Here is a 26,955-nt window from a genome sequence, read left to right as displayed (position 1 = left end):
GCGCCGCACGGCAACCGCACAGGCGGGAGGATGAACCCATGCAGCTTCGCACCGACCTCCGTAACGTCGCCATCATCGCTCACGTCGACCACGGCAAGACCACCCTGGTCGACGCCATGTTGCGGCAGTCCGGTGCCTACGGCGCCCGGGGCGAGGTGACCGAGCGGGTGATGGACTCCGGTGACCTGGAACGGGAGAAGGGCATCACCATCCTGGCCAAGAACACCGGCGTGCGCTACCTGCCGGCGGACGGCTCCGACCCGGTCACCATCAACATCATCGACACCCCCGGTCACGCCGACTTCGGCGGCGAGGTGGAGCGCGGCCTGACCATGGTCGACGGGGTGGTGCTGCTGGTCGACGCCAGCGAGGGCCCGCTGCCGCAGACCCGGTTCGTGCTCCGCAAGGCCCTCAAGGCCCGGCTGCCGATCATCCTGGTGATCAACAAGGTGGACCGTCCCGACGCCCGGATCAAGGAGGTCGTCGACGACACCTACGAGCTCTTCCTCGACCTCGACGCCGACGAGGAGCAGATCGACTTCCCGATCGTCTACGCCTGCGCCCGCGACGGCATCGCCTCGCTCACCCAACCCGCCGACGGCTCCGTCCCACAGGACAGCCACAGCCTGGAACCGCTGTTCCGCACCCTGCTGGACACGATCCCGCCGCCCGCCTACGACGAGGCGGCCCCGCTACAGGCGCACGTCACCAACCTGGACGCCTCACCGTTCCTCGGCCGGCTCGCCCTGTGCCGGGTCCGCCAGGGCACCATCCGCAAGGGCCAGACGGTGGCCTGGTGCCGCACCAACGGCAGCACCCAGCGGGTCCGCATCTCCGAGATGCTGATCACCGAGGGTCTGGAGCGCAAGCCGGCCGACTCGGCCGGCCCCGGTGACATCATCGCCGTCGCCGGCATCACCGAGATCATGATCGGTGAGACCCTCGCCGACGCGGAGAACCCGATCCCGCTGCCGCTGATCACCGTCGACGAGCCGGCCATCTCGATGACCATCGGCACCAACACCTCGCCGCTGGTCGGCCGGGTCAAGGGTGCCAAGGTCACCGCCCGGATGGTCAAGGACCGCCTCGACAAGGAACTGGTCGGCAACGTGTCGCTGCGGGTGCTGCCGACCGAACGCCCCGACGCGTGGGAGGTGCAGGGCCGCGGCGAGCTGGCCCTGGCGATCCTGGTCGAGCAGATGCGCCGCGAGTCCTACGAGCTGACCGTCGGCAAGCCGCAGGTCGTCACCCGGGAGATCGACGGGAAGGTCTGCGAGCCGGTGGAGCGCCTCACCATCGACGCCCCCGACGAGTACCTCGGCGCGATCACCCAGCTGCTGGCCACCCGCAAGGGCCGGATGGAGCAGCTGGTCAACCACGGCACCGGCTGGATCCGGATGGAGTGGCTGGTCCCCGCCCGCGGCCTGATCGGCTTCCGCACCGAGTTCCTCACCGACACCCGGGGCACCGGCATCCTGCACCACGTCTTCGAGTCGTACGAGCCGTGGTTCGGCGAGCTGCGCACCCGCAACAACGGCTCCCTGGTCGCCGACCGGGCCGGGGCGGTCACCTCGTTCGCCATGATCAACCTTCAGGAGCGCGGCCAGCTCTTCGTCGAACCGACCACCGAGGTGTACGAGGGCATGATCGTCGGAGAGAACTCCCGCTCCGACGACATGGACGTCAACATCACCAAGGAGAAGAAGCTCACCAACATGCGCTCGTCCACCGCCGACGAGACCGAGAAGCTGATCCCGCCGCGGAAGCTGTCGCTGGAGCAGGCCCTGGAGTTCTGCCGCGAGGACGAGTGCGTCGAGGTCACTCCCGCCGCCGTACGCATCCGCAAGGTCGTGCTCGACCAGACCCAGCGGGCCCGCACCGCCGCCCGCCGCAAGCACGCCGGCTGACCCACCGCATGGCCGCCGACGACCTCCACGCCCGGCTGGACCGGGAACCCGGCACGGTCTCGGTGTACGCGGGGCCGCTCGGCACCCCGCCCGCCTGGACGCGGCACGCCGAGGCCACCCACTACGCGGCGAGCACGATGAAGCTGTCCGTGCTCGCCGCGCTGTACCGCGCCGCCGAGGTCGGCCACCTCGACCTCGACGCCCCGGTCCAGGTCGTCGACCGGTTCACCTCCGCGCGACCGGACGCCCCGGCGTACTCCTGCGCCCGGGAGTACGACAACGACGGCGCCGTCTGGGACCGGCTCGGCGCGCACGTGACCCTGCGCTGGCTCGCCGGGCGGATGATCGTCCGCTCCAGCAACCTCGCCACCAACCTGGTCCTCGAACACGTCGGCCGGGCCGCCGTGGCGGAGGTCTGGGCCCTGGCCGGCGCCCGGCACAGCGTCACCGCGCGCGGCATCGAGGACTTCGCCGCCCGCGAGGCGGGCGTCACCAACCTGGTCACCGCGGCCGACCTGGCCGCGCTGCTCGACGCCGTCGCCACCGGCGCCACCCGCCCGGGGCCGATCGCCTCGCCCGCCGGCTGCACCGCCATGCTCGACGTGCTCTGCGCCCAGCAGATCCGCCAGGACATCGCCGAGGGGCTGCCCGCCGGCACCCGCCTCGCGCACAAGAACGGCTGGGTACGCGGCGTGCGGCACGGCGCCGCGGTGGTCTTCCCCGACGACGCCGACGCGTACCTGCTCGTCGTGTGCACCACCAGTTCGCTCGGCGCACCCGGCGGCGACCGGGCCGACGCCGGCGCCCGCCAGCTGGTGGCCGACATCTCCGCCCGGGTCTGGCGGGCTCGCCACGACCTCGGTGCCCTCACTCCAGCAGGTTCGCGCGCAGCGCCGCCACCGTCTCGGCGGTGATCCCCAGCCCGTCCCGCAGGTACCCGCCGAACGACCCGTGCATCCGCCGCACCTGCTCGTACCCCGCGTCGAGGTACTCCGGGCGGACCTCCAGCACCGGCCGGACCGCCGCCTCGTCGAGCCCGGGATGGCGCCGCCGCATCGCCTCGATGAGCACCTCGCGCAGGCTTGCCGTCAACGGGTTGTTGGCCAGGTAGTCGGCCCGGATCGCGGCCTCGTCGACGCCGAGGGCGTGCAGCAGCACCACGGTCAGCCAACCGGTGCGGTCCTTGCCCGCCGAACAGTGGTAGACCAGGGGAAGGTTCCGGCCGTCGGCCGCCAACCGCACGGCCGCGGCAAACCCCTCCCGGGCCGAGGCCCCGGTGACGAACCAGCGGTAGATCGCCGCCATCGCCGCCGGCGTGCCCTGCCGTGCCAGCTCCGCGTAGCCGCTCAGGTCGTGGCCGAGCAGCACCGCCGAGACGTACGTGAAGACCGGATGGGCCGGGTCGTGCACCGGCAGGTGCACCACGGTCGGCTCGCCGGTCAACCGGTCCGGCGGTGCCACCGACACCTCCGAGTGGGCCCGCAGATCCACCACGCAGGCCGGTTCGAGCTTGGCCAGCACCGGCAGGTCCTCGTCGGTCAGCCGGCCCAGTGCAGGGGTCCGGATCAGCCGGCCCGGACGCACCCGCCGGCCCGCCACACCGATCAGGCCACCCAGATCCCGCGCGTTCGGCGCGCCCACCAGTTCCCACTCCTGGTCGCCGAGCCCGTTGATCCGCTCGCGCTGCTCGCTCATCCGCACCCCACCCTCACCGTCCCCACCCGCCTACAGGGTGCCGCACCCGGCGAGCGTCGCGGTACGCACCCACTGCCGCGCCCGAACCCCACCGGGGGCCGGCCCGACGCGAGGTGCCCCAGGCTGTTCAGCGGCGGGCTCCGGTCAGCTCGCGTCGCCGGTCCCGGGAGGACCTGATCAGGCTCGCGACCGTGGCGATGGCCAGGGTGCCCAGGATGACCAGCAACGACAGCCAGATCGGGATGTGCGGCGCCCAGCCGACGTGCTCGCCGTGATTGATGAACGGCAGGCGGTTCTCCGCCAGCGCCTCCAGGATCAGTTTGACCCCGATGAAGCCGAGCACCACCGCGAGCCCGTGGCTCAGGTAGATCAACCGATCCAGCAGGCCGCCGAGCAGGAAGTAGAGCTGTCGCAGCCCCATCAGTGCGAACACGTTGGCGGTGAAGACGAGGTACGGCTCGTGGGTGATGCCGAAGATCGCCGGAATCGAATCGAGGGCGAAGATCAGGTCTGTCGTGCCGATGGCGATCATGACGATCAACATCGGGGTGAACAACCGCCGGCCGTTCGTTCGCACGGTCAGCCGGGCCCCGTCGTAGCCCTTCGAGATCGGCAGCGCCCGCCGGCTCCAGCGGATGAGGATGTTCTCGGTGAACTCCTCCTCGCTCGACTCACCGTGCCGGGCCAAGTTGATCGCGGTGTAGATCAGGAACGCGCCGAAGAGGTAGAAGACCCAGGTGAACTGCGAGATCAACGCCGCGCCGGCGGCGATGAACCCGCCCCGCATGACGAGCGCGAGCACGATGCCGATGAGCAGCACCTTCTGCTGGTACGGCCGGGGCACCGCGAACCGGGCCATGATGATCACGAAGACGAAGAGGTTGTCGACGGAGAGGCTGTACTCGGTAAGCCAGCCGGTGTAGAACTGCCCCGCCACGCTCGCGCCGGCGGTGAACCAGAGCCCCAGCCCGAAGAGCAGCGCCAACCCGACGTAGAGAGCGACCCAGAGGCTCGACTCCCGCACGCTCGGCTCGTGCGGCCGGCGGCCGATGATCAGCAGATCCACCGCGAGGACCGCGGTCAGGGCGATGAGCGTGGCCGCCCACACCAGTCCGGACACGTTCACAGTCTTATTCCTCCGGCACCATCACAGCAACCGGCACACCGTACGCCCCGGCGGGCTGGCGGCGTCGCCCGGTGACGGTGACCGGGGCACCGTCCGCACGCCATCCTAGGAGGCTGGGTCTGCTGGACCTGACTCGGCCGACCCGCCCGGCGGCGCGGTCGGTGTGGCAGGCTGCCGGGCATGGTGCTTGAGGTCGCGCTCATCGAGGTGACACCCGGCCGCGAGGAAGCCTTCGTCGCCGCGTACGCCCAGGCGCACAGGTTGCTCGCCGGCGCCGCCGGCTGCCGGTCGGTGCGGATGACCCGGGGCGTCGAGTCCCCCTCCCGCTTCGTGCTGCTGGTGGAGTGGGACTCGGTCGCGGCGCACGAGGAGAACTTCCGGGCCACCGAGCGTTTCGTGGGGTGGCGGGAGCTGATCGGCCCGCATTTCGCCGCGCCGCCACGGGTCGAGCACTTCGTCGACGTGCCCGCCTGACGGTTCCCGCGCCCGCACCCGACGCTCGGCCCCGAGAAACTGTCACACCGCCGGCCTATCCTGCGCCTCGTGTCGGCACCGGTCCCGACGGCTTCGGGGGCGCCGGGCCCGGTGCCGACGCGTGGCCGGTCACTCGTCGAGCCGGCGGGCCAGCACCCGCACCGTCTCCTCCTCCGGCAGCGCCGCCTCCAGCAGGCAGGCGATGATCTGCTCGTACCGGTCGACGTCGACCACGGTGGTCAGCCGGACGTCCGTGGTGAGCGCCTCCAGCATCACCGTGCGCGGATCAGCCGGGTCCGGGAAGGAGTAGCAGGAGAACGGGGTGAGCGGCGCCGGCCCCGGCCCGGCCCCGAGCGGCAACAGCCGGATCGTCACGTGCGGCAGGGCGGCCAGCTCCAACAGATACCGCAACTGGTCGCGCCAGACCTCCACCGGGTCACCGGCCGGCTCGCACGCCACCTCGGTGATCAGCGCCGTGTAGCGGGGCGGTTCGACGCGGCGCAGCACCGCGTGCCGGGCGGCGCGGGCCCGCAGGTCGGCCTCCAGGTCCACGGCCGGATCGAGCAGTTGCCCGGCGGTGATGCGCAGCCGCGCGTACGCCGAGGTCTGCAGCAGGCCGGGAACCACGGCCGGCTGGTACTCGACGATGCCGGCCGCACCGGCTTCGAGTTCGGCGTACGTGCGCTGCCGCTCGCTCATCTCCCCCAACGACTTCCACCAGCCCCGGCTGGTCGCGGCGTCGCGGGCGATGACGATCAGCGCGTCCCGCTGCGGCGGCGGCACCTGGTAGACGTCGAGCAGGTCGAGCACGTCCGCCAGATCCGGCCGGCTCTGCCCCAACTCGATCCGGGACAGTTTGGAGGTGGACGCCCAGCCGAGCCGCTCACAGACCTGTTCCAGCGTCAGCGCATCCCGCCGCCGGAGCTGACGCAACTCGGCGCCGAGCCGCGCGCGTCGAATGATCGGACTCGTTGGCAACGGCATTCCCGCCTCCCCACGCAGGGAGAGTACGCACGGCGATCACCCAGCGCAATAGGACGCTCGCATTCCGCTATTCCCCCACTGTAGGAAGTGGACACCGGGCGGCTGGCGCCACCGGCCCGGTCACTTCACGCCGGCGGCGTCCATCCCCCGCAACTCCTTCTTCAGGTCGGCGACCTCGTCCCGGATCCGGGCGGCCAGCTCGAACTGCAGATCGCGCGCGGCGGCGAGCATCTGGTCGTTGAGCTCCTGGATCAACTGTGCCAACTCGGCGCGCGCCATCCCCTCCCGGGCCGGGGTGCCCCCGCCGGCCCGGGCCCGACTGCGGGTCTCCTTGACCGGAGCCTTGCCCCGGGACAGCTGCCGCACGGCGCCGCCGACCCGCGCCGCCTCGGTGTCCTCCGCCTCGCGGTAGATGTCGTCCAGGATGTCGTGGATCTTCTTCCGCAGCGGCTCCGGACTGATCCCGTTCGCCTCGTTGTGCGCGATCTGCTTGGCCCGCCGCCGGTTCGTCTCCTCGATCGCGGACGCCATCGACGGGGTTATCTTGTCCGCGTACATGTGGACCTGGCCGGACACGTTACGGGCCGCCCGGCCGATGGTCTGGATCAGCGATCGGCCGCTACGCAGGAAGCCCTCCTTGTCCGCGTCCAGGATGGCCACCAACGACACCTCGGGCAGGTCGAGGCCCTCCCGGAGCAGGTTGATGCCGACCAGCACGTCGTAGTCGCCCCGGCGCAGCTCGCGCAGCAGCTCCACCCGGCGCAGCGTGTCGACCTCCGAGTGCAGGTAGCGCACCCGGATGCCGTTCTCCAGGAGGTAGTCGGACAGGTCCTCGGCCATCTTCTTGGTCAGCGTGGTGACCAGCACCCGCTCGTCGCGCTCGGTGCGCAGCTTGATCTCGTGCATCAGGTCGTCGATCTGGCCCTTGGTGGGCTTGACGACCACCTCGGGGTCGACCAGACCGGTCGGGCGGATCACCTGCTCCACGAACTCGCCCTGGGCATGCTCCAGCTCCCACGGGCCGGGGGTCGCCGACAGGAAGACCATCTGGCCGACCCGTTCGAGGAACTCGTCGAACCGCAGCGGCCGGTTGTCGGCGGCGCTGGGCAGCCGGAAGCCGTGGTCGATCAGCATGCGCTTGCGGGAGGCATCGCCCTCGAACATGCCACCGATCTGCGGGATGGTCACGTGCGACTCGTCGATCACGGTGAGGAAGTCGTCCGGGAAGTAGTCGAGCAGGCAGTGCGGCGGGCTGCCGGGGAGCCGGCCGTCGATGTGCATCGAGTAGTTCTCGATGCCGGAGCAGAAGCCGACCTGCCGCATCATCTCGATGTCGTAGGTGGTGCGCATCCGCAGCCGCTGCGCCTCCAGCAGCTTGCCCTGCCGTTCCAGCTCGGCCAGCCGCTCGCCCAACTCGGCCTCGATGTCACGGACCGCCCGTTCCATCCGCTCCGGCCCGGCGGCGTAGTGCGTGGCCGGGAAGATCAGCAGATGGTCCACCTCGCGCACCACGTCCCCGGTGAGCGGGTTGAGGTAGTAGAGCTTCTCCACCTCGTCACCGAAGAGTTCGATGCGCACGGCGAGTTCCTCGTACGCCGGGATGATCTCCAGAGTGTCGCCGCGGACCCGGAAGGTGCCGCGCTGGAAGGCCATGTCGTTGCGGGTGTACTGGATGTCCACCAGCCGGCGCAGCAGCCGGTCGCGGTCGAGCTCCTGGCCGACCGCGACGCGCACCGCGCGGTCCAGGTACTCCTCCGGGGTGCCCAGGCCGTAGATCGCCGAGACGGTCGCGACGACCACCACGTCGCGGCGGGTGAGCAGCGACATGGTCGCCGAGTGCCGCAGCCGCTCGACCTCCTCGTTGATCGAGGAGTCCTTCTCGATGTAGGTGTCGGTCTGCGGGATGTACGCCTCGGGCTGGTAGTAGTCGTAGTAGGAGACGAAGTATTCCACCGCGTTGTCCGGCAGCAGCTCGCTGAACTCCTTGGCCAGCTGGGCGCAGAGCGTCTTGTTGGGCGCCAGCACCAGCGTGGGGCGTTGCAGGCGCTCGACGAGCCAGGCGGTGGTGGCGCTCTTGCCGGTGCCGGTGGCGCCGAGCAGCACCGTGTGCCGGTCACCGCGACGGACCCGACGCTCCAGATCGTCGATCGCCGCCGGCTGGTCGCCGGCCGGCTGGAACTCGCTGATGACCTGGAAGCGACCGTCGAGCCGGGGTATGTCGAGCGCCATGACACCCACCGTACGCCGGGGCTCCGACACTCCGCGGCGACTACGTCCGGCACGTGATCGGCTTCGATATTCGCATTGTGTGGTTCTTCTCACCCGGCTACGCTTTTCCCGTAGGCCGCTCGCGGCGGCCGACCGGGCCGGTGGCGGGCCGCACAGGCCACGCCGCCCCCGGCACAGAGGGTCGCAGCACCCGGCACGTCCGGCGTGCGCACCCGGTGTGGTCGCGCTGAACGCGCAGACCGGCCGCCGCGAGCGCCCCTGCGTCGTCACCCCAGCCCGGTCCGGCCCGTTCATCCTCCCGTGGAGAACACCTCGCGACCGCCGGGCGGCGCCGAGCGGCCCGCCCCGGACGACCCGACCGCCGGCACCGCCCGGCCCGGACGACCCGGGGCGCTTCCGCCGGGCGCAAGGATCGCCGGCACCGCACCGGCCCCCGACGACACCGGGCCGGCATCGTGCCGCCCGCGCTCCTCGGCCTCGCCGGCCCCGAGCCGGACCCGGGGCAACCTGGACGCCGGCCCGGCATCCGCCGGGCGGGGTGCCCCACGGCATGCTCGATCCGGCCGAGAGCGACCAGGCCGAGCAGGAGCACCTCGCCGGGACGGGCGACCGGGCCGGCGAGGCGCGACGCGACCTGGCCCGTCGGCGCCGGCTCACCCTGACCGGGCTCGCCCTCACCGCCGTGGTCTCCGCCGTCATGCTGGTCGCCACGCTGGTCACCTGGGCGTCAGACGGACCGGCAGCGCGGGAGATGACGGCCGCCGAGCGGGACCGGCTGGCCGTCATGCGGGTCACCAACTACCGCGACGTACGCGCCGGGCTACGGGTCACGGTCGGCGATGGTACGACGCGCACCGACCTGCTCGGCTGGGTCGACTGGGCCCGTCAGCTGATCTACCTGGACGTCGGCGGCCCCGGCGCGGGCCCACTGCGCGGGCTGGCCCAGGCCACCCCCACCGTGCTGGTGGTCCGGCCCGATCCGGCGGCGGTGCCCACGCCCGCCATGCCGCCCCTGGTGCCGCCGGCCGACGGGTGGCGACTGCCGGCCGAACGGGGCCTCGACCCGCTGCTGGGCCTGATCTTCGCGCTGGCCACCGACCGGCCCGAGCCGGCGGCCGGGCCGGATGGCCGCTGGGTGGGCCGCGAGCAGGTCGACGGCGAGCAGGTCGACATCCTGGAGGCGCCACCGCCGGGCCCTGCGCCGCTGACCCCCACCACCGGGACCGACGGCGGCGACCCGGCGCGCTACTGGCTGGACCCGGCCGGCCGGCTGCACCGGCTGGAGGCCGACCTCCCGGGCATCGGACCGGTGACCGTGGTGCTGAACCGCGCCGACCGGCCCACGCTGCGCCCCGTCGACGCGCTGGGCGGCCGGCCGGGCCTGCCCCGTGCCCTCACCGCCGCCGAACGGGACCGTTGGCGCCGGCTGCCGGCCCGGCTGCGGGCCGCCGGAGGAGCCACCGTCACGCTGACCGGTCCCGTCTCCGGCGCCACCAACCTGCGGGCCACCGGCTGGCTGAGCTGGACGTCGGGCACGGCGTACCTCGGCGTCACCGATCTCGACGCGGACGGCCGGTGGACCCTGGTCCGCCACCATCGCGGCAAGATCACCCGGATCGAGGGAAACCCACCGGGTGACGGGACATCCCGCCCGCCGTTGCCACCGCCGGCGACCGGTTGGCGGGCCGGCCCGCACCGCACCGAGGCCCTGGACCCGCTGGTGGACGCCGCCCTGCGGGCCGCCCAGCGCGACGGACCCCAGGGCGGCACGCGGCGGATACGCGGCGACAGCCACGCCGGCGCCACCGTGGACGTGGTGCAGGTCGACACCGCCCGGGGCCGGTGCGCCACTGGGTCGACCGGGCCGGGCTGCTGCGCCGGCTGGAGTTGCCGACCCGGGCGGGCGCCTGGGCGCAGCTCGACCTGGACCCGGGGCGCGTGCCCCGGCTGACGCCCCGGATGCCGGCCGGGTGAAGAAGGAGGGCGCCGCCCGGCGGCGGGCAGCGGTCAGGGCCGCCAGCCGGTGCTCGCGGCCCACGCCTCCGCCCGTAGGTGCTCCTCGTCGAACCACGGATCCTTCGCCGTGGCGTACGTGCCGCTGTCCGGCGCGGACGCCGCCAGCTCCCGCTTGAGCATCAGGTACGCGCCCCGGCGGCCGGGGTCGGCCCGCAGGTGGTCGCGCATCAGCAGGGCGTACCGCCAGCCGGGCGAACCGGTCACCCGAAGATGCAGGTGCACCGGGCGGGCCGGGTCGGCGTTGCCGTGCAGCCGCTTCTCCCACCGGCCGCTGCCCGGTGGTCGCGGGCTGTCCCACCATTCGCCCGGCAGCCGAGGAAAGCCGCCGTCGGCCAGCCGCTCGGCCAGCGGACCGTCGGCGTCGGCAAGCGAAGGCACGCCGAGCTGGATGTCGATCACGTCCTTCGCGGCCAGTCCGGGCATCGCGGTCGAGCCGATGTGGTCGATCCGCAGGTCGGCCGGGGCGACCGCATGGCGGATCCGGGCCGCCAGCCGGGCGTACTGCTGGGGCCAGCTCGGGTCCGGCTCGGCCAGCGTCACCCGAGCCAGCCGGACCGCCCGCCGGCGCCGCACGTTGGCCTCGAAGGGCACCAGCCGCTCGTACCAGAGCTGGTCGACCGCCTCGTGCAACTCGTCGAGGGTGCCGTCGTTGGTCAGCAACGCGTCGGCCACCGCGTCCCGGCGGGCGTCATCGGCCTGGGCGGCAATCCGGCGCTCGGCCTCCGCGCGGCTCATCCCACGGTCCCGGGTCAGCCGCTCCAGTCGGGTCGAGACCTCGGTGCGCACCACGACCACCAGGTGGTACGTGGCTGCCAGCCCCACCTCGGCCAGCAGCGGGACGTCGTTGACCACCACCGCGTCCGGTGGCGCCGCGGCGACCAGTTCGGCGGTGCGGGCCCGGACCGGGGTGTGCACGATCGCCTCCAGCCTGCGGCGAGCGGCCTCGTCGGCGAAGACCAGGTCGCCGAGGGCGGCCCGGTCGAGGGCGCCGTCGGCGTCGAGCACCCGCTCGGAGAAGGCGGCGACGACCTCGGCCAGCCCGTCCGTGCCGGGGCGACCACCTCCCGGGCGACCCGGTCGGCATCGACCAGCACCGCGCCCCGCTCGACCAGCCGCCGCGCCACGGCACTCTTTCCAGACCCGATCCCGCCGGTCAGCCCAACCCTCAGCACGGCACCAGTCAACCCGATCGTTCCCGCGCCACCAAACACCACGCCCCGCCGGCCGGCGCCGCGGACTTCCTGGTGCTGGCCGGTGATGGCTGGCCGGCCACCGACCAGGGGCCACCCGGGGCGGACGCGGATCGGCGGGGTCGCGACGGGGCAGCCCGGCGGGGACTCGACGGCGAAGGCCCCACCGCGACCCGTGGTCCGGGTCGGGGCGGGGCCTGTCGTCGTCAGCAGCGGGTCACTTGCCGCCGGCGAGCTTCTCCCGCAGAGCGGCGAGCGCCTCGTCGGTGGCCAGCGTGCCCGCGGGCTCCTCGGCCTGACGGCTCGGCGCCGCGGTGGCCGTGGTGGTCGAGGTGCCGGTGGCGGCGGGCTGCGGGTTGGCAGCGGCCTCGGCCTCGGCGGCCCGGGAGGTCTGCACCTGCTTCTGGTGCGCCTCCCAGCGCTGCCGCGCCTCGGCGTACTGCTGCTCCCACGTCTCGCGCTGCTTGTCGTACCCCTCGAGCCACTCCCCCGTCTCCGGGTCGAAGCCCTCCGGGTAGATGTAGTTGCCCTCGGTGTCGTAGGTCGCGGCCATGCCGTAGAGGGTCGGGTCGAAGTGCTCCTCGCCCTCGACGAACCCCTCGTTGGCCTGCTTGAGCGACAGCGAGATCCGGCGACGCTCCAGGTCGATGTCGATGACCTTGACCATGACCTCGGAGCCGACCTGGACGACCTGCTCGGGGATCTCCACGTGGCGCTCGGCCAGCTCGGAGATGTGGACCAGGCCCTCGATGCCGTCGTCCACCCGGACGAAGGCGCCGAACGGCACCAGCTTGGTGACCTTACCCGGCACGATCTGCTGGATCGCGTGGGTGCGGGCGAACTGCCGCCACGGGTCCTCCTGGGTCGCCTTCAGCGACAGCGAGACCCGCTCGCGGTCCAGGTCGACGTCCAGGACCTCGACCTCGACCTCCTGGCCCACCTCGACGACCTCGGACGGGTGGTCGATGTGCTTCCAGGACAGCTCGGAGACGTGCACCAGGCCGTCCACGCCACCCAGGTCGACGAACGCGCCGAAGTTGACGATCGAGGAGACGACGCCCTTGCGGACCTGCCCCTTCTGGAGCTTGTTGAGGAACTCGGTGCGCACCTCGGACTGCGTCTGCTCCAGCCAGGCCCGGCGGGACAGCACCACGTTGTTGCGGTTCTTGTCCAGCTCGATGATCTTGGCTTCGAGCTCACGGCCGACGTACGGCTGCAGGTCGCGTACCCGGCGCATCTCGACCAGGGAGGCGGGCAGGAAGCCGCGCAGCCCGATGTCGAGGATGAGGCCACCCTTGACCACCTCGATGACCGAACCGCGGACGACGCCGTCCTCGTCCTTGATCTTCTCGATCGTGCCCCAGGCCCGCTCGTACTGCGCCCGCTTCTTGGAGAGGATCAGCCGACCCTCCTTGTCCTCCTTCTGGAGGACAAGGGCCTCGATGTGGTCGCCCACCGAGACGACCTCTGCCGGGTCCACGTCGTGCTTGATCGACAACTCACGAGAGGGGATGACACCCTCGGTCTTGTAGCCGATGTCGAGCAGGACCTCGTCCCGATCGACCTTGACGACGGTGCCTTCGACAATGTCGCCGTCGTTGAAGTACTTGATGGTCTCGTCGATCGCGGCGAGGAAAGCCTCCTCTGAGCCGAGATCGTCGACGGTGACCTTGGTGGCGCTCGAGGGGGCCTCGATGCTGCTCGTCATGTGGGCGGTTGCTCCGGTCGGATGTTGTGTCACAGCAGGCTGGTGTCGCGGTGACCTGTGCGCGCCAACGGATCCGCCGGCGGGCCCACCCGGAAATCGCTGAACGAGATCTTGATGTGACTCCGCCGACCGCGCACCTGCTCCCTGCCGAGGCACACGATCCGCGAGCGCATCGTCTACCCTACCCGCTGCATTACCACAGCGTGCAAGCCCTCCCCGTCTCCTCATCGGCGCACCAGCCGCGAAAGCGGAGATTTCGACCAGACACCCCACCGGCCCGCCGCCCGCCATCCCAGCGTGAGGGCCTAGCGTGGCCTGGTGAACGACGACGACCGGGTGACCCGACGCCGGGTGGGTGACGCCGAGGCACGCAGCGCCAACCGGCGCTGGTGGGACGCCGACGCCGACGCGTACCAGGCCGAACACGGCGACTTCCTGGGCGACGTGGACTTCGTCTGGTGCCCGGAGGGACTACGCGAGGCCGACGCCCGGCTGCTCGGCGACGTGTCCGGGCGGCAGGTGCTGGAGGTGGGCTGCGGCGCGGCGTCCTGCTCCCGCTGGCTGGCCACCCAGTGCGCCCGGCCCGTCGCGGTGGACCTGTCCGCCGGCATGTTGCGGCACGCGGCACAGGCCAACACCCGCAGCGGGGTACGCGTACCGCTGGCCCAGGCCGACGCGCTCGCGTTGCCCTTCGCCGACCATAGCTTCGACATCGCCTGCACGGCGTTCGGCGCGGTCCCGTTCGTCGAGGACTCGGCGGCGCTGATGCGCCAGGTGCACCGGGTGCTGCGCCCCGGCGGCCGATGGGTCTTCTCGGTCACCCACCCGATCAAGTGGATATGATCTTGGCCTATCTAAATCCCCTGCTCACCTGGGTGATGCCCGCGCCGCTTCTTCTGCCGGCCTTCGCACCGTGCGTCACTGAGCAGCTGGACGACGCGCTACGAAGATGGCGGTACCGGGGAACAGCCGGCCACGCATCGGACTCCACTGGCCCCAGACCACTTCGTGTCCCGACGGCCACTCTGGCTCGATCACGTCACGGAGAATGAAGCCGGCCGCCGTCAGTTCTCGGACGCGGTCGCCGAAGGTGCGGTGCGCCTCAATGTAGGTGGGGACTCCTGACGAATCCTGTTCGATATATGGCCGGCGGTCGAAGTACGAGTGCACCGCCATCAGCCCGCCCTCGCCGGGATCGTCGAGAAAAATCCAGCGCATCGGGTGAGTAATAGCAAAGACCCACGCTCCGCCTGGGCGCAGCACCCGGAACACTTCGCGCATGAGTGCCGCCGAGTCCGCAACGAACGGGACAGCGCCGAACGCGGTGTGCACGATGTCGAACGTGCCAGCCCTGAACGGCAGCGCCAAGGCGTCCGCTTGCACAAGCGGCACATGTACGCCGGATCGGTCGGCGGCCAGTTTGGCATGTCGCAACATGCCGGTGGACAGGTCTAGAGCGGTCACGTCGGCCCCTTGGCCGTCGAGCCAGCGGGAGCCGGCAGCCGCGCCACAGCCCATCTCTAGTACCCGAGCCCCCTTGACGTCGCCGAGTAGCCGGGCGTCCGCTTCGCGTAGGCCCTCGGGACACCACACAAGGTCAACATCTCCGAGGAAAGCGCCGTGCTCGTTCTGGTAGTTGTCAGCGTCCTCGTCCCACCAGTGCCGGCTCGCCGCCCGGCCTTCCGCGTCGGAGACGATGCGGCGGGTTACGACGGGTTCGGGGGGCGGCGGGTGTTCGGTCATCCTGATAACGGTACGGATCGCGGCAGTCGGCACGGCAGCCGGCGTCAAGACGGAACAAGACGGCTCATTGGAGCCGCCGTTGTTCAGGCCCGACCAGTTTGAGGGCGGGCAGGCTCGCGTGCACCGCCACGTCCTGATGCGGCTGCCCGACCGGGTGAAGCTCAACTAGGCCGCTTGACGCGCGACCTTGTGCGGTCCAAGGCCGGTCGCTCCAGCTCCTCAAGCGGAGTGAGCTGTAGGAACACCCGGAGCGCCGGCAACCCGTGCTGGTCGCACAGATAGCGGGCCGTGCGGAGATGGGCCCGGTGCCGCAGGTAGCGAAAGAGACCGGCAATAGCCGGTGAGAGGAGAGCAACAGCAACTACATAGCCGAAGTTGGGCATGGGAACTAGACCCTCCGGGGTTCGTTCCCGGGACCCATCTCCGGGCGGCTGCGGCGGGGATACCCCAACTTCGGGACCACACTCACCTTGCGCAGCCGGGCAGCCTCATCTATCGATCTGGGAGGGTACCAGACCCAGGGCTATTGCGTTCTGGGGTAACTGCTGGTCACGGCGGTTATGAGGTCGTGTGAGCGACGGTCGGCGCGTCGGTTGGCGCGGGCGATGTTGGCCTCGCCGTGGATGCGGTGCCAGCCGATTGCGGTGTTACGCAGGGTGGCCATGATGGCGGGTCCGGTGCCAGTGCGGGCCTGGTGAAGATCTTCACGGAAAGTCACATCTCGCACGTGGTGGACCTGGTTTTCGATCAGCCATTCCGCTCTTGCCCATTTCTGCAGGTCAGCGGGTTGGGCGTCGGCGGCGGGCAGGGATGTGACCAGGTAGGCGGTCTCGCGGCTGGTCTTGCCGCCGCTGGTGCGGGTACGGGTGATCCGGACGGCTTGCTGGGCGTGCGAGAACGCGATCCCGCCCGGGGTGTGCAGGGTGACGGCTTTGACGGTGCGGGTCTCTTTGCGTCCGTGACCGCGGTCGCGGGTGCGGTCACCGACCGGGATCTGCGCCCAGGGAACAGCTTTGAGCTGGGCGAACAGGGTGGGCGTGGAGTAAGCCGCGCGGCGCGGTGTCCCTTGTGGGGGTCCGTTTCCGCGCGACTCCTCCCCGAACCGGACGTGCGAGCTTTCCCCGCATCACGGCTCTCCAGTGTTGCTACTGCGTGTGCGGCTGTTGATGGATGTCGCCGTGGCAGCGGGCGCAGACGATCAGGGTCTTCCGTCGGCTGTCCCGCATGGCTTGCACCCAGGGTGGTGTGGCCGCAGGGCTGTATCTGTTGAGGTCGGCGAGTCGTGTGACGTGGTGGACGGTGATCCCGTCGTGGGCGTCGCAGAGTTCGCAGATCCCGGCGGTGAGCCGGGCGATGAGTTGGGTTCCCCGCCGGGTCGGCCACGCTCCGTCGATGAGGCGGGCGTGTTTGCGGCGGCGTAGCGGGATCCCGCCGAATCTGGCGGTGAATACCGTTCCGTTCGGGGTGCGCTGGGTCGCTTCGAAGCACCGGCGTTTCCCGTGGGGGGTGACGACGGTGGTTTGGTAGCGGTTTCGCATCACCCACGGTGGTCGGCGATATTTGGCTGCCAGGGTCGACATCATCGACCGTTCCATGACATAACGGAGCTTGTTGAGCCAGCTGATGTTTCCGGCCATCTGATAGTACTGGACATATCCTCGATATTCCGCGCCGTAGGAGGCGACGATGTTGTGGTCGCTGGTGCGGATCAGGTCGTTACGGATCAGGGGCTTGTTCTGTTTCCGCAGGTATTTTCGGCATCTGGCGTTGACGTTTTCCGGTGGGACACCGAGGGCGATGGAGCCGTTGAGTGATCGTTTGCCCTTGGTGTGCCAGGTGTCGGCCTGCCGTGTCCAGATGTCGTAGCCGAGGAACCGTGCCTTGTGGGTGCGGGCGTGGGTGATCAAGGTTTTCTCGGTAGAGAGAGCGAGCTTCAGATCCTTGCGCAGAAACGCGGTTAGCTCGTTCTTGATCTGTTCGGCTTCGGCCTTGGTGCCGGCGAATCCTAGGAGGTGATCGTCGGCGTAGCGGATATAGCGTAGCCGGCGGTAGTCCGGGTCGTGAACGTCGCGAGTGGGAATCGACTGCTGGATCTTGCGGTAGGTTTTGACCTTGTCGCGGTCGCCCTTCCTTTTCCAGTAGCCGACTCTTGACGTCGCGTTGTAGTACGCCCGGTTCGGCCGTCGGACTGTTCCGCGGGTCCAGGCCGGGACCATTTCCTGTTCCACGAATGTATCGAGACGGTCGAGATAGATGTTCGACAGGATCGGCGATATGACGCCGCCTTGTGGCGCACCGGAATGCGTGGCATGCCATTTCCAGTCTTCCAGATATCCCGCCCGCAGCATTCCTCCTACCAGGTTCAAGAACCGATTGTCGTGGATCTGCTCGGCGAGGATCGCGAGCATGACCTCGTGGTCGAGGCTCCCGAAGCAGTCGGCGATGTCGCCCTCGATGAACCAGGTCGTGCCCGTCCATGTCGAGGCGATCTCGTCGAGTGCGGTGTGGCAGCCCCGACCAGTGCGGAACCCGTGCGACCTGGTCGAGAACTGCGGTTCGTAGTACGCCTCCAACAGCAGGCGCACCACCTCACCGACCAGTTTGTCGGTCCAGGCCGGCAGCCCGAGGGGCCGTTGGGCTCCGTTCTTCTTCGGGATGTAAACCCGGCGGACCGGTGTGAACCGGTAGCGTTCGGCGCGAAGCCGACCGATGATGTCCCGGATGGCTTCCAGGCTCATCCCGTCGGGTGTTCTCCCATCGACTCCGGGCGTCATCGCGCCGTCGTTGGCGTAAATCCTCCCGTAGGCGATCAGAAACAACTGCTCGTTGAACAGTTGCCGATACAGCCGTTCCAGGGGCAGTTTTCGTCGTCCCCTGCCACGCAGGACTTTGAGTACCGTGTCAGCGCTCTGCATTACGCATACCTCCACTGTTTCTCACAGTCCGCATCACCTGCACCCCTTCGCCCTGTGAACGGCTTTCCCGTTCTCCTTGGCCGGGCGTTACTCCGGCGACTACTACGAGTGCTCCGACACCGCCAGCCGAACTGGGACGGTGATCCCACGTTCGTCTCTGACACACGAAATAGCGCGGCTGCAGGCGCCCCACTCATCTCCTTGAATACCCTCGCCGGGTATCGCTTCCGCCGCGAAGGTTGGCCAGGGCGAACCAGTACACCCCGACCACGACGGACACCGGTTTCAGATGCCTTTCCGGTCGCAGTAAATTGCTGCCGCTGGAGATTAGGGTTCAAACAATCAAGTCTTCGCCATACCGCACGGGTCTCCCGGCACGCCGTCTCGGGCATCTGAACCCGGCCGCCGATTTCCTGGCATGCTCTTGTCCCCTTCACCTTTCGGATCCAGGTAAGCCATCGGACCCAGCAGACCTCCCTTCGAGTCTGTCCCGCCTGAAACGGGGATGTGTCAGAGCGCCTCGTGGCGCACTGGTTACCCTTGGCCTGCAGTAGCAGATGTGCTCCACGGCCGGTGATCTGCTCGGCGTGGCCGGTCTGGGTGTGCATGGCGTCGGCGACGAACAGGATATCGGTCAGGCTGCCGAGCACGGCCTGCACGGCGTCGAGCAGTGGGGTGAAGGCGGGAATCTCGTTGCTCTTCGTGTCGACGGTGACCTGGGCCAGGACGATGCCGGTGCTGGTGTCCAGCGCCGACAGCAGATGCGTCTGCCGGCCGCCACGCTGGCGTGCGCCACGCAGGGTCTTGCCGTCCACGGCGATCACCGTCCGGTAGCGGCGCGGCCGAGCGGCCACCGGTGGCGTCCGGGTGTGCAGCCAGCCGGCCAGAACCTTGCTGATCACAGTCGCGTCCAGGCGGATCAGCAGCCGCCACACCGTGGTGCCGGCCGGCACGCCCCGGGTGAACCCGAGCCGCCGCTGGTCCGCCTCGTCCAGGTCGTACAGCCAGTCGGCGATCGCGGCGAACGACGTGGCGCCGGCCAGGACCGCGCAGACCGCGACGGTCAGCAACGCGGCCAGGGGATACCGCACCCCGTGCGGGTTGCGCGGGTCCGGGATCACGCTGACAGCGTCCAGGAGCCCACGACGTTCACCCTCGGTGATCGGCGGTGGTGGCGTCTCGCCGCTGGGGGTTGTCACAGTCAGTACGGAGATCAGGGATGATGACATCTGCGGGTGGAGTCCTCGGTGTCGTGCAGTCCTAGAGAAACTCCATGATCACCTTGAGGGCTTCACCCGCTTCAACCGCCTCCACACAGGCCAATCACCCAGCATCATCCCAGCTCACCGGCTAGCCGAGCGAGAACGCAACGGCCCTGGTACCAGACCGCCGTGCCAGCTTCGGTCGCCATACCTCGGGCTTGGGGTGAAAGGTTCGTCGGGCAATGCCTCTGCGGATTTCCTGTGGTGCCTTGGCCAGGAACTCCTCTATCGTCTCCAGCCCGTGCTTCCACCCGTTCACAAACGCTAGACAGTCATCAAGCCATGCACGCTCTAGCTTGGCTTGGCCGTGCCGACACCCCACAGGCCACCAGACGACAGGCCCACCCCAGTCATCGGAGAACGCCCAGTTTAGGAAACCTGGAACGGTCTCGCAGCGAGCCGCCTGTCCGAGAAACAGGTACCGCTGCCCGCCGGACGGGAGATCGATCCGGTACACCTCGGCCAGCTCGCATCCATGCGGAGGGCAGCGGACTATTAGTTCACGCTGCCGCCTGATCACCGCGTCAGGAAGGCTGCGGAACCAGACCGCCGCCTTGTAGACCCGAGCGTCGTACTCCTCGCGCTCTGCGGCCAGGTCACCGTACGACTCAAAGTTTGGATCTTGTTCGCCTGGCGCCAACACAAGAAAAAGTATGGCGAACAGCCGCAACCGGGCGCACTAGCTCCACGCCACCTGCGCCGGGAGAGCACCGGCCGCTCTCCCGTCCGCCTGACGCTGTCCGGCACGCTAGAGGCCACACTAGTACGGCAGCCGCCAATTGCTAGCTGACCAGGGCGTAGTTCCTGTTTAGGCGTGCGCGTTGGTGGAACCAGCGGGCGCGGGCTTGGTGTCGGCGTCGCCAGGTGAGCCAGTGTGTGTCGTGGCCGGGCGGCTGGGGGTGGTGGAGGGCGGTGGCGAGTATCCGTTTGACCTCGGGCACGGTCAGCGGGATCAGTCCGGGGTCGGCTGGTGGCGGCTGATCCGGTGTGTTCGGTGGCGGGGCCTGGGTGTCGGTGCGGTCGGCGAGGTGGGCGGCGGTGACCGCGCAGACGGCGAGGGCGGCCATGACCAGCACGGTGTGATGCTGGATCGCGGTGTAGAGGCGGGCTTGGCACTGGTCCAGGCCGAAGTGGTCCTTGCCGAACTCGAAGTCCTCCTCGACCGGCCAGCGCAGCCCGGCGGCGCGGATCAGCCTGGTCTTGGTCAGGATCTGTCCCTCGGGCACGTGGCAGTAGTGGAAGGCCAGTTCACCGGTGCGCAGGTGACGGCGCACGAGTAGATGGTGGCGGGGTGAGGCGGTGGCGAGCCACGCCCAGGCGTACCAGCGTTGTCCCTTCGACCCCGCCCCTGCCGAGCGGACCTCCCACCCGCGGTTGTCCCCGGCCAACTGGGTGACGGCCTGCGCGCAGGTCAGCCTGTCACCCGAGGGCAGGTCGATCATGAACGTGGAGGCGACTCGCAGCACGTACGCCTGCCCGCGAGTCTCGAAGAACTCCCGCAACTGGGTGCAGTTTCCGTACACCTCGTCGCCGCAGGCGACGTCGAAGCGCAGCCCGTCGGCGTATGCGTCCGCGCACAGGTCGATGGCCAACTGGCCCTTGGTGCGGAACTTCAACCCGGCCGGTAGTCCCATGCCGGCCGCAGCCTGCGCGTCGGTGATCTGCTCGGCCGGGATCCACTGACGCGCCCCGACCAGGGCGTGCCCGATCCGCTCCCGCACATACGACAGGTGCACCGTGTTGATGCCGTTGGCGACCCTGCCCGCGCACCCCATGTACTGCCGCTTCACCCCGGCCGTCGCGACGCCCTGCTTCGGCTGACCCGTCTCGTCCAACGCCCCCACGACCAGGCCACGCCGCCGCCGACGGCTCGCCGCCTCGTCCAGACCAGCAGCGGCGAACCGCCGCACCTGACTCATCGCGGCCGTCGTGTCCCACACCGCCCGGTTCAACAGCCGCTGCGTGCGATCCGGCGTGACATCCCCGACCTGCTCGGCGATGCTCCACCCGTTGCGCTTGGGCACCTGGCTGACCAGCGCCGACACGTATCTGCCCGCGTGTTGCCATGTCTGCGTCCGCACGAAACACGACCGCAGCCGCTCCAACAGGCCAGCCCGTGCCCGCACCGCCCGCCCAGCCGCTACCCTGCCAGCAGCAGCCGCCTTCGATCTTGTAGTTCTCACAAACACATGATCGACAGGCGGCTGCGTCCACTTCGCACACCCCACCACCGCATCCCGCCAGGTCAGACCGCCAATGGCGGCTGCCGTACTAGTACTGCTACGGCGGATCGTCACCTTTGAGTGCTGCGAGTCGTTTGTGGTAGTGGCTGGCTTTCGCTTGGGCTTGCCGGTGGCGGCGCCAGTGCGACCAGTGCAGCACGTGCTCGGCTGCGGTGCGTCCTTTGAGGACGAGATTGGTGAACAGGCGGCGGATCTCGTTGCTGCTCAGTGGGATGAGCGTGTCCGGGCTGTGATCGTCGCCCCCTTTTCGGGTTCCTTGCCGGTTTCGGTGGCGCGGGTGGCAGCCAGGAACGCGGCGGCGGTCATGGCGAGAGTGATGTGGGCGTACCAGGCGTCGTAGCGGCGGACCTGATACTGGTCGAGACCGACCTCGTTCTTCGCGGTCTGGAACGACTCCTCCACTGCCCACCGGGATCCGGAGACGCGGACCAGTTCCCGCAGCCGCGTGCCGCGTGGGCCGAAGCAGATGTAGTAGGCGATGTCGGTGGGGTCGCTGATGCTGCGTCGGGCAAGGACCCAGCCGCGGCGGCCGTGCGGGAACTCCCGGCGGATCGGCAGCCGCGCCCAGTCGTAGCGACGCGGGCCGTGCGCACCATCGCCGCACGACAGCCTGGTCCACGCACCGGCCGGCACCCTCGCGATGAGCTGGTCGACCCGGGTGGTGGTGAACAACCCGGAAGCGACTGCGTCGTCGCAGCGGGTCGCCATCACGTAGGCGACGTCCTGCTCTTCCAGCCAACCGCGCAGGCCGGGGTTCTGCCCGTACGCCTCATCGGCGGTGAACCACGCGAACGGCACCCCAGCGGCGATCGCCCTCTCCAGCATCGCCCGCGCCTGCTGCGGCTTGGTCGCGAACTCCACCTCGTCCGGCACCGCCGCAGCCCGGCACCGCCGCCGGTCCTCGGTCCACGACTTCGGCAGGTACAACTCCCGATCGATCAACGCCCGCCCCGAACCGGAGGCGTAGCACAGGAACGTGCCGATCTGACAATTCTCCGTACGCCCAGCCGTCCCCGAATACTGCCGCTGCACCCCCGCCGACCGGGCCCCCTTCTTCAGGAACCCCGTCTCATCGGCAACCAGCACCGCACCCGAGTCCCCGAGATGCTCCACCAGGTAGTCGCGGACATCATCACGGACCGCGCCGGCGTCCCAACACGGACTGCACAGCAACGCCTGCATCCCATCCGGTGACCGGTCGCCAGCCTGCTCGGCGAGCGTCCACCCGTTCCGGCGCTCCAACGGCGCGAGCAACCCCCGCACGTAGGCGAACGCCCGCTTCCGCGGCTCCACCCGAGAAAACCGGCCCGCGATCCGGGCGAACAAGTCACCCAGCTCGTCTTCCCACGACTCAACGAGCGCTACGCCAACCACAATCGACTAACGACCCAAAACCACCCAAAGTTGCTATCCGCCGTTGCAGTACTAGAACCTTGTGGAAGATCCGGAGGGGACGACATATGCCCTGGTCGGGAGGTGTGCGCCGGGCAGGATTCGAACCTGCGGCCTTGGGATTAGAAGTTGAATCCCTCAAGGGTTAGCTCGCCGTCATGAGTGGCTAGGGGTGTCTATCTGTCCAGGTAGACACCCCTATGCTTGCCGGTCCGTGTCGGCTCGTGATGCCGGGTCCGACGGTGTCCGGGCTCTCGACGGGCATACCTGCATCGACGGTCGGCGCGTAGTGCAGGCGTGGGTAGGTGGCCTCTGTAGAGCTGAACCCAATCTAGCGTAAACCGAAGCTGCGGACGAGATGAGGTCGCTCATTCAGTAGAAACTCCAAGCGGGCGTCATTCCAAACTTCGATTATTGGGCGCTGCCCACGGGAATTGTGTCGTTCAATCCAGGCGATGGCGTCAGAGGTAAAGCGTCCACTCGTTGCCAGAACAAGCACATCGAATGGCGGATTCTCCCAGTGACTGATGCTTACGATGGCCTGATTTGCGTCAGTATCACGGACGGCGCGTGAGAGCCAATGCTTGCACTGAATGGCGACTCGCTGTGAACTGTGCCCGCTCAATGGATCTTTGCGAAGGCGCACGGCACTCACATCGCGACCATGGTCGGCAGCGTTGGTATGCATAAGCCAGTCGACGTTTTCGTAACCTTCGGTCTCGACCACAAGCTGGAAGATGAGGCGTTCAAAGGCGGTGAAGTCAATCTTTTCCCATGCCAACTCTAGGCCCGCTCGCCTGACGGGAAGGTCAACCGGCGAATATGCCATAGCGTCTTCGAGTTGGAGTGCTCGGGAGAAAAGTATGTGCGAAATCGTCGACTGTGGTAAGCGTGAGTCTCGCCGATAAACGCTTACGTCCCAACCTTGGGCGTAGGCACGATCGACGTCCCCCGAGATTCTAGTTATTGCGCTGTTCGCGGCCTGCTTTGCAGGCACCCTTTCCCTCGCCGCGTAAGCGGCGCTATCTCTTGCTGCTCGCCAGATGAAGTAGTACATCTGACCGATTGAGTACCAACGCAGCGCGTGGCGGAAAACCTCTTCTGTCCGCTGCCCTGGCGTAAAGTCGAGCCCATGCCGTTTGAGCATGTGAACCAAGTAGGCTTTACACTCCGACACCGCCAGGTCGAACCAGAAGTCCGAGAACTGGTCTGTCCAACGGTCGGGCCAGTTGTCCCGGGAGATTATCTGGGAAAGTCCCTTGAGGTATTCCCGTAGCCGAGTCTCCACATCGCCAACACCTGTCAGATAATAAGACGCGAGCATCGGATAATGTTGGTTGTCGAGCGTGCCATCATCCTTCCACACGAAGGCATCTGGTGACGAAGACGGATGTATCCGTAGAATCCCTTGATCGATGAGTGCTTTGAGCAGCTTTAGATTAAGGTCTGATGTAGGCGTTAAGGGGTTGCCTCGTTCCATGACTGGAACGGTAACTCCTTCAGAAACCTCTTCTCCGTCTTCGAATAATGCGGCCACCGCTAGAGCCGATGGCAGATCGAGATCCTCGGCGCGAATTGGTGCCTCGCCCTCCGCTACTTCGAAATGCTCGGAGATCGCAGCTTCCATAGCTGCCTCCGCTTTACGTCGGTCAGCTTCCAGCCGTTGCTTTTCTGATTCGACGCATGTCCGGCAACGGGTGGGCGCGAAGCGGTGGCCCGAGGTCCATTCCGAACGAGTTCTGTAAATGAATCCCCTGCCGCACTCAATGCAAGACTTGCTCGACGAGCGAGCATAGCAAGATTCCGAGACGGTCTTGCTGATCTTATGTGCGGGCTGTTTAAAGCGCTCTGATAATTCCTTCACCGTGAATGAAAATGAGCCGTCATCTTCGGTGGCCCAATACATCGAGCAGAGGTCAGCAAGTGCCGCATCCTCAGCGTCGACCTCGACCTCGAACTCCGGCACGAGACCTCCTGACCGTTCGGTAACTCCCCTTGGGGGACTTACAAATACTCGGCGGGGGTAGGTTATGTTTCATTGTAATTCGACTGCTGCGAGTCATGTCAGCGGCCAGTCTGGCGCCGCTTCCCCTCGGAAGTCGAGTTTCACGCGAGTTGAGCTACAGGATACGCTAGCTGCAAGGTGCGTCCAAGTCCGCCGTCGCCGCATTGTGAGGGATAAGTGCTAGGTTGGCAGGGTGTTAGTGCTAGCGCTCGCGACTAGCTGTCGGGCGAAGTAACAGGTCGGAGTGGTATGCCCGTCCGAATGCTGTCGATCCTTCGGCTATTCGCTATTTCTGATTTTGAATCGGCGGCGCAAAGTACTGTCCCAACATCTGAGTTGCCCAGTCGGCTTGGTAAACTTCGCCTCGCGGACCGAACTCCGAGAACCAAGGCTTGATGTCAAAAACGGGGGTACCGTTTACCGCGTCCAGATCCTCAACGTGAAGGTCAAGGCCGTCAACTTTGATAAGGCGACACCGGGATACGCCTAGCCAGTTGATCCGGCGCATGTTGCGGTGGCCGAAGATGCCTACCTCGGGCCACTCGGGGTTGTCTCTCGGCGGCGAGCGCCCAGATGCAGATCGGTGGGATCGGTGAGGTGGAAACGGAAGACGATTTCTAGGTGAGAGAACTCGTCAAGCCCTTGGGTGGCGGCCGGCGTGAAGCGCTCACCATCGATTCGGAGGATTGCGCGGCTACCGCCCCAGTAGTCGTCGGTCGGCTCGGTCCGCCCTCCGACGACATGCGCAATGGGCTCGACGGTGAAATATTCGGCTGTCATCGTAGCCTCCGGTCTTCTGGGTTTGCTGTCGCCTAGGCGAACGTTGACAGGTACGTCTTCGCTCGGACGTCGATGTCTCGGACCGCTCGGATATTGCGGCGCGTGTAGGGGGCCAGGATGGCACGCATGTCGGCAGCCACTTGGCGGGTGCGGCCCGAGCGGACGCCGTCCATCGCGTCCAGCGCCCGGGACCATGTGCCGCAGGCTTCTTCGATTTCACCCTGTCGTGCCTGCACTGCGCCCATGTACCCGAGGGTGACTGCATGGGTACGCGTGAAGGCCGAGGCTTTCCGGGTCCTCACGCTGCGGCGGAAGTGTCTCGCCGCGCCCGCCAGGTCGCCCGTGTCGCGAAGCGCGCAGGCAGTCTCATGAGCCATGCTGGCTTCCGCGAAGAAGAAGACCCTCCCGGGTTCGTCGTCGCCCTGGGTAGCCGAGGACAGGTCATCCTCGGCGCGGAGTAGCGCACGGGCTGAGCGTTGCTTCTCGCCGTTCACCGCCAGCGCGCGAGCGTAGACAACTCCGAGTAGTGCGCGCTCTCGTGAGGACGCGGATTCGTAGCGCTTGCCGTCGACGGAAGCCGCCGCCAGGTCGAGAGCGTGCTTGTGGTGTCCGAGGTCGACGGCCTGGTGCGCCATGGCGCGTAGGACGTGACCTGCCATCGATGGATTGTCGGCTTCGGCTGCCAGCTTCACCGCCACATTGAAATAGTGCTGGCCGACGTTGTGCTCGCCGTTGTCGAATGCCATCCAGCCAGCCAGATAAGCCAGTTCACTGGCGGCGGTGAACATGTCACGTCTCAGGGTCTCGTCGGCGTACCGTCCGCGTAGGTAGGTCGCCACGTCGGAGGTGAGGTACTGGACGACTGCCGAGCGGGCGTGTCCGCCACCCCGCCGTTGGTCGACGCGTGAGAACAGCGAAACCATGTCGATCACTGCCTCGACGTCGCCCTTGCTCACGTGCCGGCCGACTGCTGCGCCGCGTGTCTGGCCGCGCTCGGCCATGTGCGTCCACCAGCGATCGGACGGCAGCGCCAGTGCGGCGAGCGAGTAGGCGGCAGTGCTGAGAACGCGTCTGCGTTCAGCGTCCACGTCGACTCTCCCGAGTTCGGTTAGCGCTGACAGCGTATCGACCTGCCAACCGAGCATGTCCGCTGAGGACAGCGGTTGGCTGGGCAACCCGATCTCGTCGAGAGTGACGACCCGGCCTAGCTTTCGAGACAGTGCTTCACAGAGCAGCACAGGTGCGCGGCCCGAGGGCTTGGAGCCGGCGATCCAGTGGGAGACGTG

20 protein-coding genes and 2 pseudogenes are annotated in these 26,955 nt (G+C 68.3%); 5 read left to right on the top strand and 17 right to left on the bottom strand.

What is annotated here, in order from left to right; all coding sequences use genetic code 11:
- The first annotated feature begins 38 nt into the window (after nucleotides 1–38).
- Nucleotides 39–1,907 carry a translational GTPase TypA gene (gene typA / locus KIF24_RS08375; RefSeq protein WP_221083538.1) on the top strand — a complete coding sequence of 623 codons (1,869 nt, stop codon included), beginning with the start codon at nucleotides 39–41 and terminating at the stop codon, nucleotides 1,905–1,907.
- Between the two features lie 8 nt (nucleotides 1,908–1,915).
- Entirely contained in the window at nucleotides 1,916–2,821 is a 906-nt protein-coding gene (locus KIF24_RS08370; protein ID WP_221083537.1) for a serine hydrolase, read from the top strand.
- On the opposite strand, the gene KIF24_RS08365 is transcribed toward KIF24_RS08370, so the two are convergent.
- Nucleotides 2,775–3,602, bottom strand: a complete 828-nt coding sequence (locus tag KIF24_RS08365; protein WP_221083536.1) for a tyrosine-protein phosphatase — start codon at nucleotides 3,600–3,602, stop codon at nucleotides 2,775–2,777. The two genes, KIF24_RS08370 and KIF24_RS08365, sit on opposite strands and share 47 nt — an antisense overlap.
- A gap of 127 nt (nucleotides 3,603–3,729) precedes the next feature.
- A complete protein-coding gene (locus KIF24_RS08360) occupies nucleotides 3,730–4,728 on the bottom strand; it encodes a TerC family protein (RefSeq protein WP_221083535.1) in 999 nt (332 codons plus the stop codon).
- Between the two features lie 180 nt (nucleotides 4,729–4,908).
- On the opposite strand from KIF24_RS08360, the gene KIF24_RS08355 reads away from it, so the two are divergent.
- A complete protein-coding gene (locus KIF24_RS08355; protein ID WP_221083534.1) occupies nucleotides 4,909–5,202 on the top strand; it encodes an antibiotic biosynthesis monooxygenase family protein in 294 nt (97 codons plus the stop codon).
- 129 nt (nucleotides 5,203–5,331) lie between these two features.
- Here KIF24_RS08355 and KIF24_RS08350 read toward each other — a convergent pair whose 3' ends face one another.
- Together KIF24_RS08350 and uvrB are read right to left on the bottom strand one after the other, a co-directional pair.
- Entirely contained in the window at nucleotides 5,332–6,186 is an 855-nt protein-coding gene (locus tag KIF24_RS08350) for a helix-turn-helix domain-containing protein (RefSeq protein ID WP_221083533.1), read from the bottom strand.
- 120 nt (nucleotides 6,187–6,306) lie between these two features.
- Nucleotides 6,307–8,415 (bottom strand): excinuclease ABC subunit UvrB, encoded by a 2,109-nt coding sequence (uvrB, locus tag KIF24_RS08345; protein WP_221083532.1) that lies wholly within the window; start codon nucleotides 8,413–8,415, stop codon nucleotides 6,307–6,309.
- A 550-nt stretch (nucleotides 8,416–8,965) separates the two neighbouring features.
- On the opposite strand from uvrB, the gene KIF24_RS08340 reads away from it, so the two are divergent.
- Nucleotides 8,966–10,366 carry a hypothetical protein gene (locus KIF24_RS08340; protein WP_221083531.1) on the top strand — a complete coding sequence of 467 codons (1,401 nt, stop codon included), beginning with the start codon at nucleotides 8,966–8,968 and terminating at the stop codon, nucleotides 10,364–10,366.
- Between the two features lie 56 nt (nucleotides 10,367–10,422).
- Here KIF24_RS08340 and coaE read toward each other — a convergent pair.
- Nucleotides 10,423–11,603 (bottom strand): annotated as a pseudogene (coaE, locus tag KIF24_RS08335) (dephospho-CoA kinase).
- A gap of 235 nt (nucleotides 11,604–11,838) precedes the next feature.
- The gene (gene rpsA, locus KIF24_RS08330) at nucleotides 11,839–13,329 is read right to left on the bottom strand and encodes a 30S ribosomal protein S1 (RefSeq protein WP_221083530.1); all 1,491 of its coding nucleotides are present in this window, start codon (nucleotides 13,327–13,329) and stop codon (nucleotides 11,839–11,841) included.
- Nucleotides 13,330–13,647: 318 nt separating this feature from the next.
- Here rpsA and KIF24_RS08325 point away from each other — a divergent pair.
- Nucleotides 13,648–14,169 (top strand): annotated as a pseudogene (locus tag KIF24_RS08325) (class I SAM-dependent methyltransferase); the annotation flags it as partial.
- 78 nt (nucleotides 14,170–14,247) lie between these two features.
- Here the strand turns inward: KIF24_RS08325 and KIF24_RS08320 are convergent.
- The 11 genes from KIF24_RS08320 to KIF24_RS08275 form a co-directional block, all read right to left on the bottom strand.
- Complete coding sequence (locus tag KIF24_RS08320; RefSeq protein ID WP_221083529.1) at nucleotides 14,248–15,072, bottom strand: class I SAM-dependent methyltransferase; 825 nt, start codon at nucleotides 15,070–15,072, stop codon at nucleotides 14,248–14,250.
- Nucleotides 15,073–15,595: 523 nt separating this feature from the next.
- Complete coding sequence (locus KIF24_RS08315) at nucleotides 15,596–16,066, bottom strand: ISAs1 family transposase (protein WP_331461355.1); 471 nt, start codon at nucleotides 16,064–16,066, stop codon at nucleotides 15,596–15,598.
- Between the two features lie 151 nt (nucleotides 16,067–16,217).
- Entirely contained in the window at nucleotides 16,218–17,987 is a 1,770-nt protein-coding gene (locus tag KIF24_RS08310) for a reverse transcriptase/maturase family protein (RefSeq protein ID WP_221083523.1), read from the bottom strand.
- Nucleotides 17,987–19,216 (bottom strand): ISAs1 family transposase, encoded by a 1,230-nt coding sequence (locus tag KIF24_RS32385; protein ID WP_230415386.1) that lies wholly within the window; start codon nucleotides 19,214–19,216, stop codon nucleotides 17,987–17,989. Before KIF24_RS32385 ends, KIF24_RS08310 begins: the two co-directional genes overlap by 1 nt.
- 121 nt (nucleotides 19,217–19,337) lie before the next feature.
- On the bottom strand, nucleotides 19,338–19,919 hold the full coding sequence (locus KIF24_RS08300) for a hypothetical protein (RefSeq protein WP_221082181.1): 582 nt from the start codon (nucleotides 19,917–19,919) through the stop codon (nucleotides 19,338–19,340).
- Between the two features lie 112 nt (nucleotides 19,920–20,031).
- Nucleotides 20,032–21,375 carry an IS701 family transposase gene (locus KIF24_RS08295; protein ID WP_331461041.1) on the bottom strand — a complete coding sequence of 448 codons (1,344 nt, stop codon included), beginning with the start codon at nucleotides 21,373–21,375 and terminating at the stop codon, nucleotides 20,032–20,034.
- A gap of 321 nt (nucleotides 21,376–21,696) precedes the next feature.
- Complete coding sequence (locus KIF24_RS08290; protein ID WP_407939901.1) at nucleotides 21,697–22,866, bottom strand: IS701 family transposase; 1,170 nt, start codon at nucleotides 22,864–22,866, stop codon at nucleotides 21,697–21,699.
- A gap of 349 nt (nucleotides 22,867–23,215) precedes the next feature.
- Nucleotides 23,216–24,850, bottom strand: coding sequence for a restriction endonuclease (locus KIF24_RS34355; RefSeq protein ID WP_221083528.1), 1,635 nt, complete (start codon nucleotides 24,848–24,850; stop codon nucleotides 23,216–23,218).
- A 325-nt stretch (nucleotides 24,851–25,175) separates the two neighbouring features.
- A complete protein-coding gene (locus KIF24_RS32375; RefSeq protein ID WP_407939986.1) occupies nucleotides 25,176–25,415 on the bottom strand; it encodes a TrmO family methyltransferase domain-containing protein in 240 nt (79 codons plus the stop codon).
- 2 nt (nucleotides 25,416–25,417) lie between these two features.
- Nucleotides 25,418–25,669 (bottom strand): hypothetical protein, encoded by a 252-nt coding sequence (locus tag KIF24_RS32370; protein ID WP_230415382.1) that lies wholly within the window; start codon nucleotides 25,667–25,669, stop codon nucleotides 25,418–25,420.
- A 32-nt stretch (nucleotides 25,670–25,701) separates the two neighbouring features.
- Nucleotides 25,702–26,955, bottom strand: a 1,254-nt coding sequence (locus KIF24_RS08275) for a tetratricopeptide repeat protein (protein ID WP_221083527.1), incomplete at its 5' end; no start/stop codon positions are given.

Source organism: Micromonospora tarapacensis (assembly GCF_019697375.1).
Lineage (GTDB): Bacteria > Actinomycetota > Actinomycetes > Mycobacteriales > Micromonosporaceae > Micromonospora > Micromonospora tarapacensis.
Note: the sequence above shows the minus strand (reverse complement) of the source record. Positions and strands in the feature narration are given on the sequence as shown.

What these genes read in the sequence shown, in the direction of transcription:
- typA (WP_221083538.1), top strand. Translation starts at nt 39, where the DNA reads ATGCAGCTTCGCACCGACCTCCGTAACGTCGCCATCATCGCTCACGTC.
- KIF24_RS08370 (WP_221083537.1), top strand. Translation starts at nt 1,916, where the DNA reads ATGGCCGCCGACGACCTCCACGCCCGGCTGGACCGGGAACCCGGCACG.
- KIF24_RS08365 (WP_221083536.1), bottom strand. Translation starts at nt 3,602, where the DNA reads ATGAGCGAGCAGCGCGAGCGGATCAACGGGCTCGGCGACCAGGAGTGG.
- KIF24_RS08355 (WP_221083534.1), top strand. Translation starts at nt 4,909, where the DNA reads ATGGTGCTTGAGGTCGCGCTCATCGAGGTGACACCCGGCCGCGAGGAA.
- KIF24_RS08350 (WP_221083533.1), bottom strand. Translation starts at nt 6,186, where the DNA reads ATGCCGTTGCCAACGAGTCCGATCATTCGACGCGCGCGGCTCGGCGCC.
- uvrB (WP_221083532.1), bottom strand. Translation starts at nt 8,415, where the DNA reads ATGGCGCTCGACATACCCCGGCTCGACGGTCGCTTCCAGGTCATCAGC.
- KIF24_RS08340 (WP_221083531.1), top strand. Translation starts at nt 8,966, where the DNA reads ATGCTCGATCCGGCCGAGAGCGACCAGGCCGAGCAGGAGCACCTCGCC.
- rpsA (WP_221083530.1), bottom strand. Translation starts at nt 13,329, where the DNA reads ATGACGAGCAGCATCGAGGCCCCCTCGAGCGCCACCAAGGTCACCGTC.
- KIF24_RS08320 (WP_221083529.1), bottom strand. Translation starts at nt 15,072, where the DNA reads ATGACCGAACACCCGCCGCCCCCCGAACCCGTCGTAACCCGCCGCATC.
- KIF24_RS08310 (WP_221083523.1), bottom strand. Translation starts at nt 17,987, where the DNA reads ATGCAGAGCGCTGACACGGTACTCAAAGTCCTGCGTGGCAGGGGACGA.
- KIF24_RS32385 (WP_230415386.1), bottom strand. Translation starts at nt 19,216, where the DNA reads ATGTCATCATCCCTGATCTCCGTACTGACTGTGACAACCCCCAGCGGC.
- KIF24_RS32370 (WP_230415382.1), bottom strand. Translation starts at nt 25,669, where the DNA reads ATGACAGCCGAATATTTCACCGTCGAGCCCATTGCGCATGTCGTCGGA.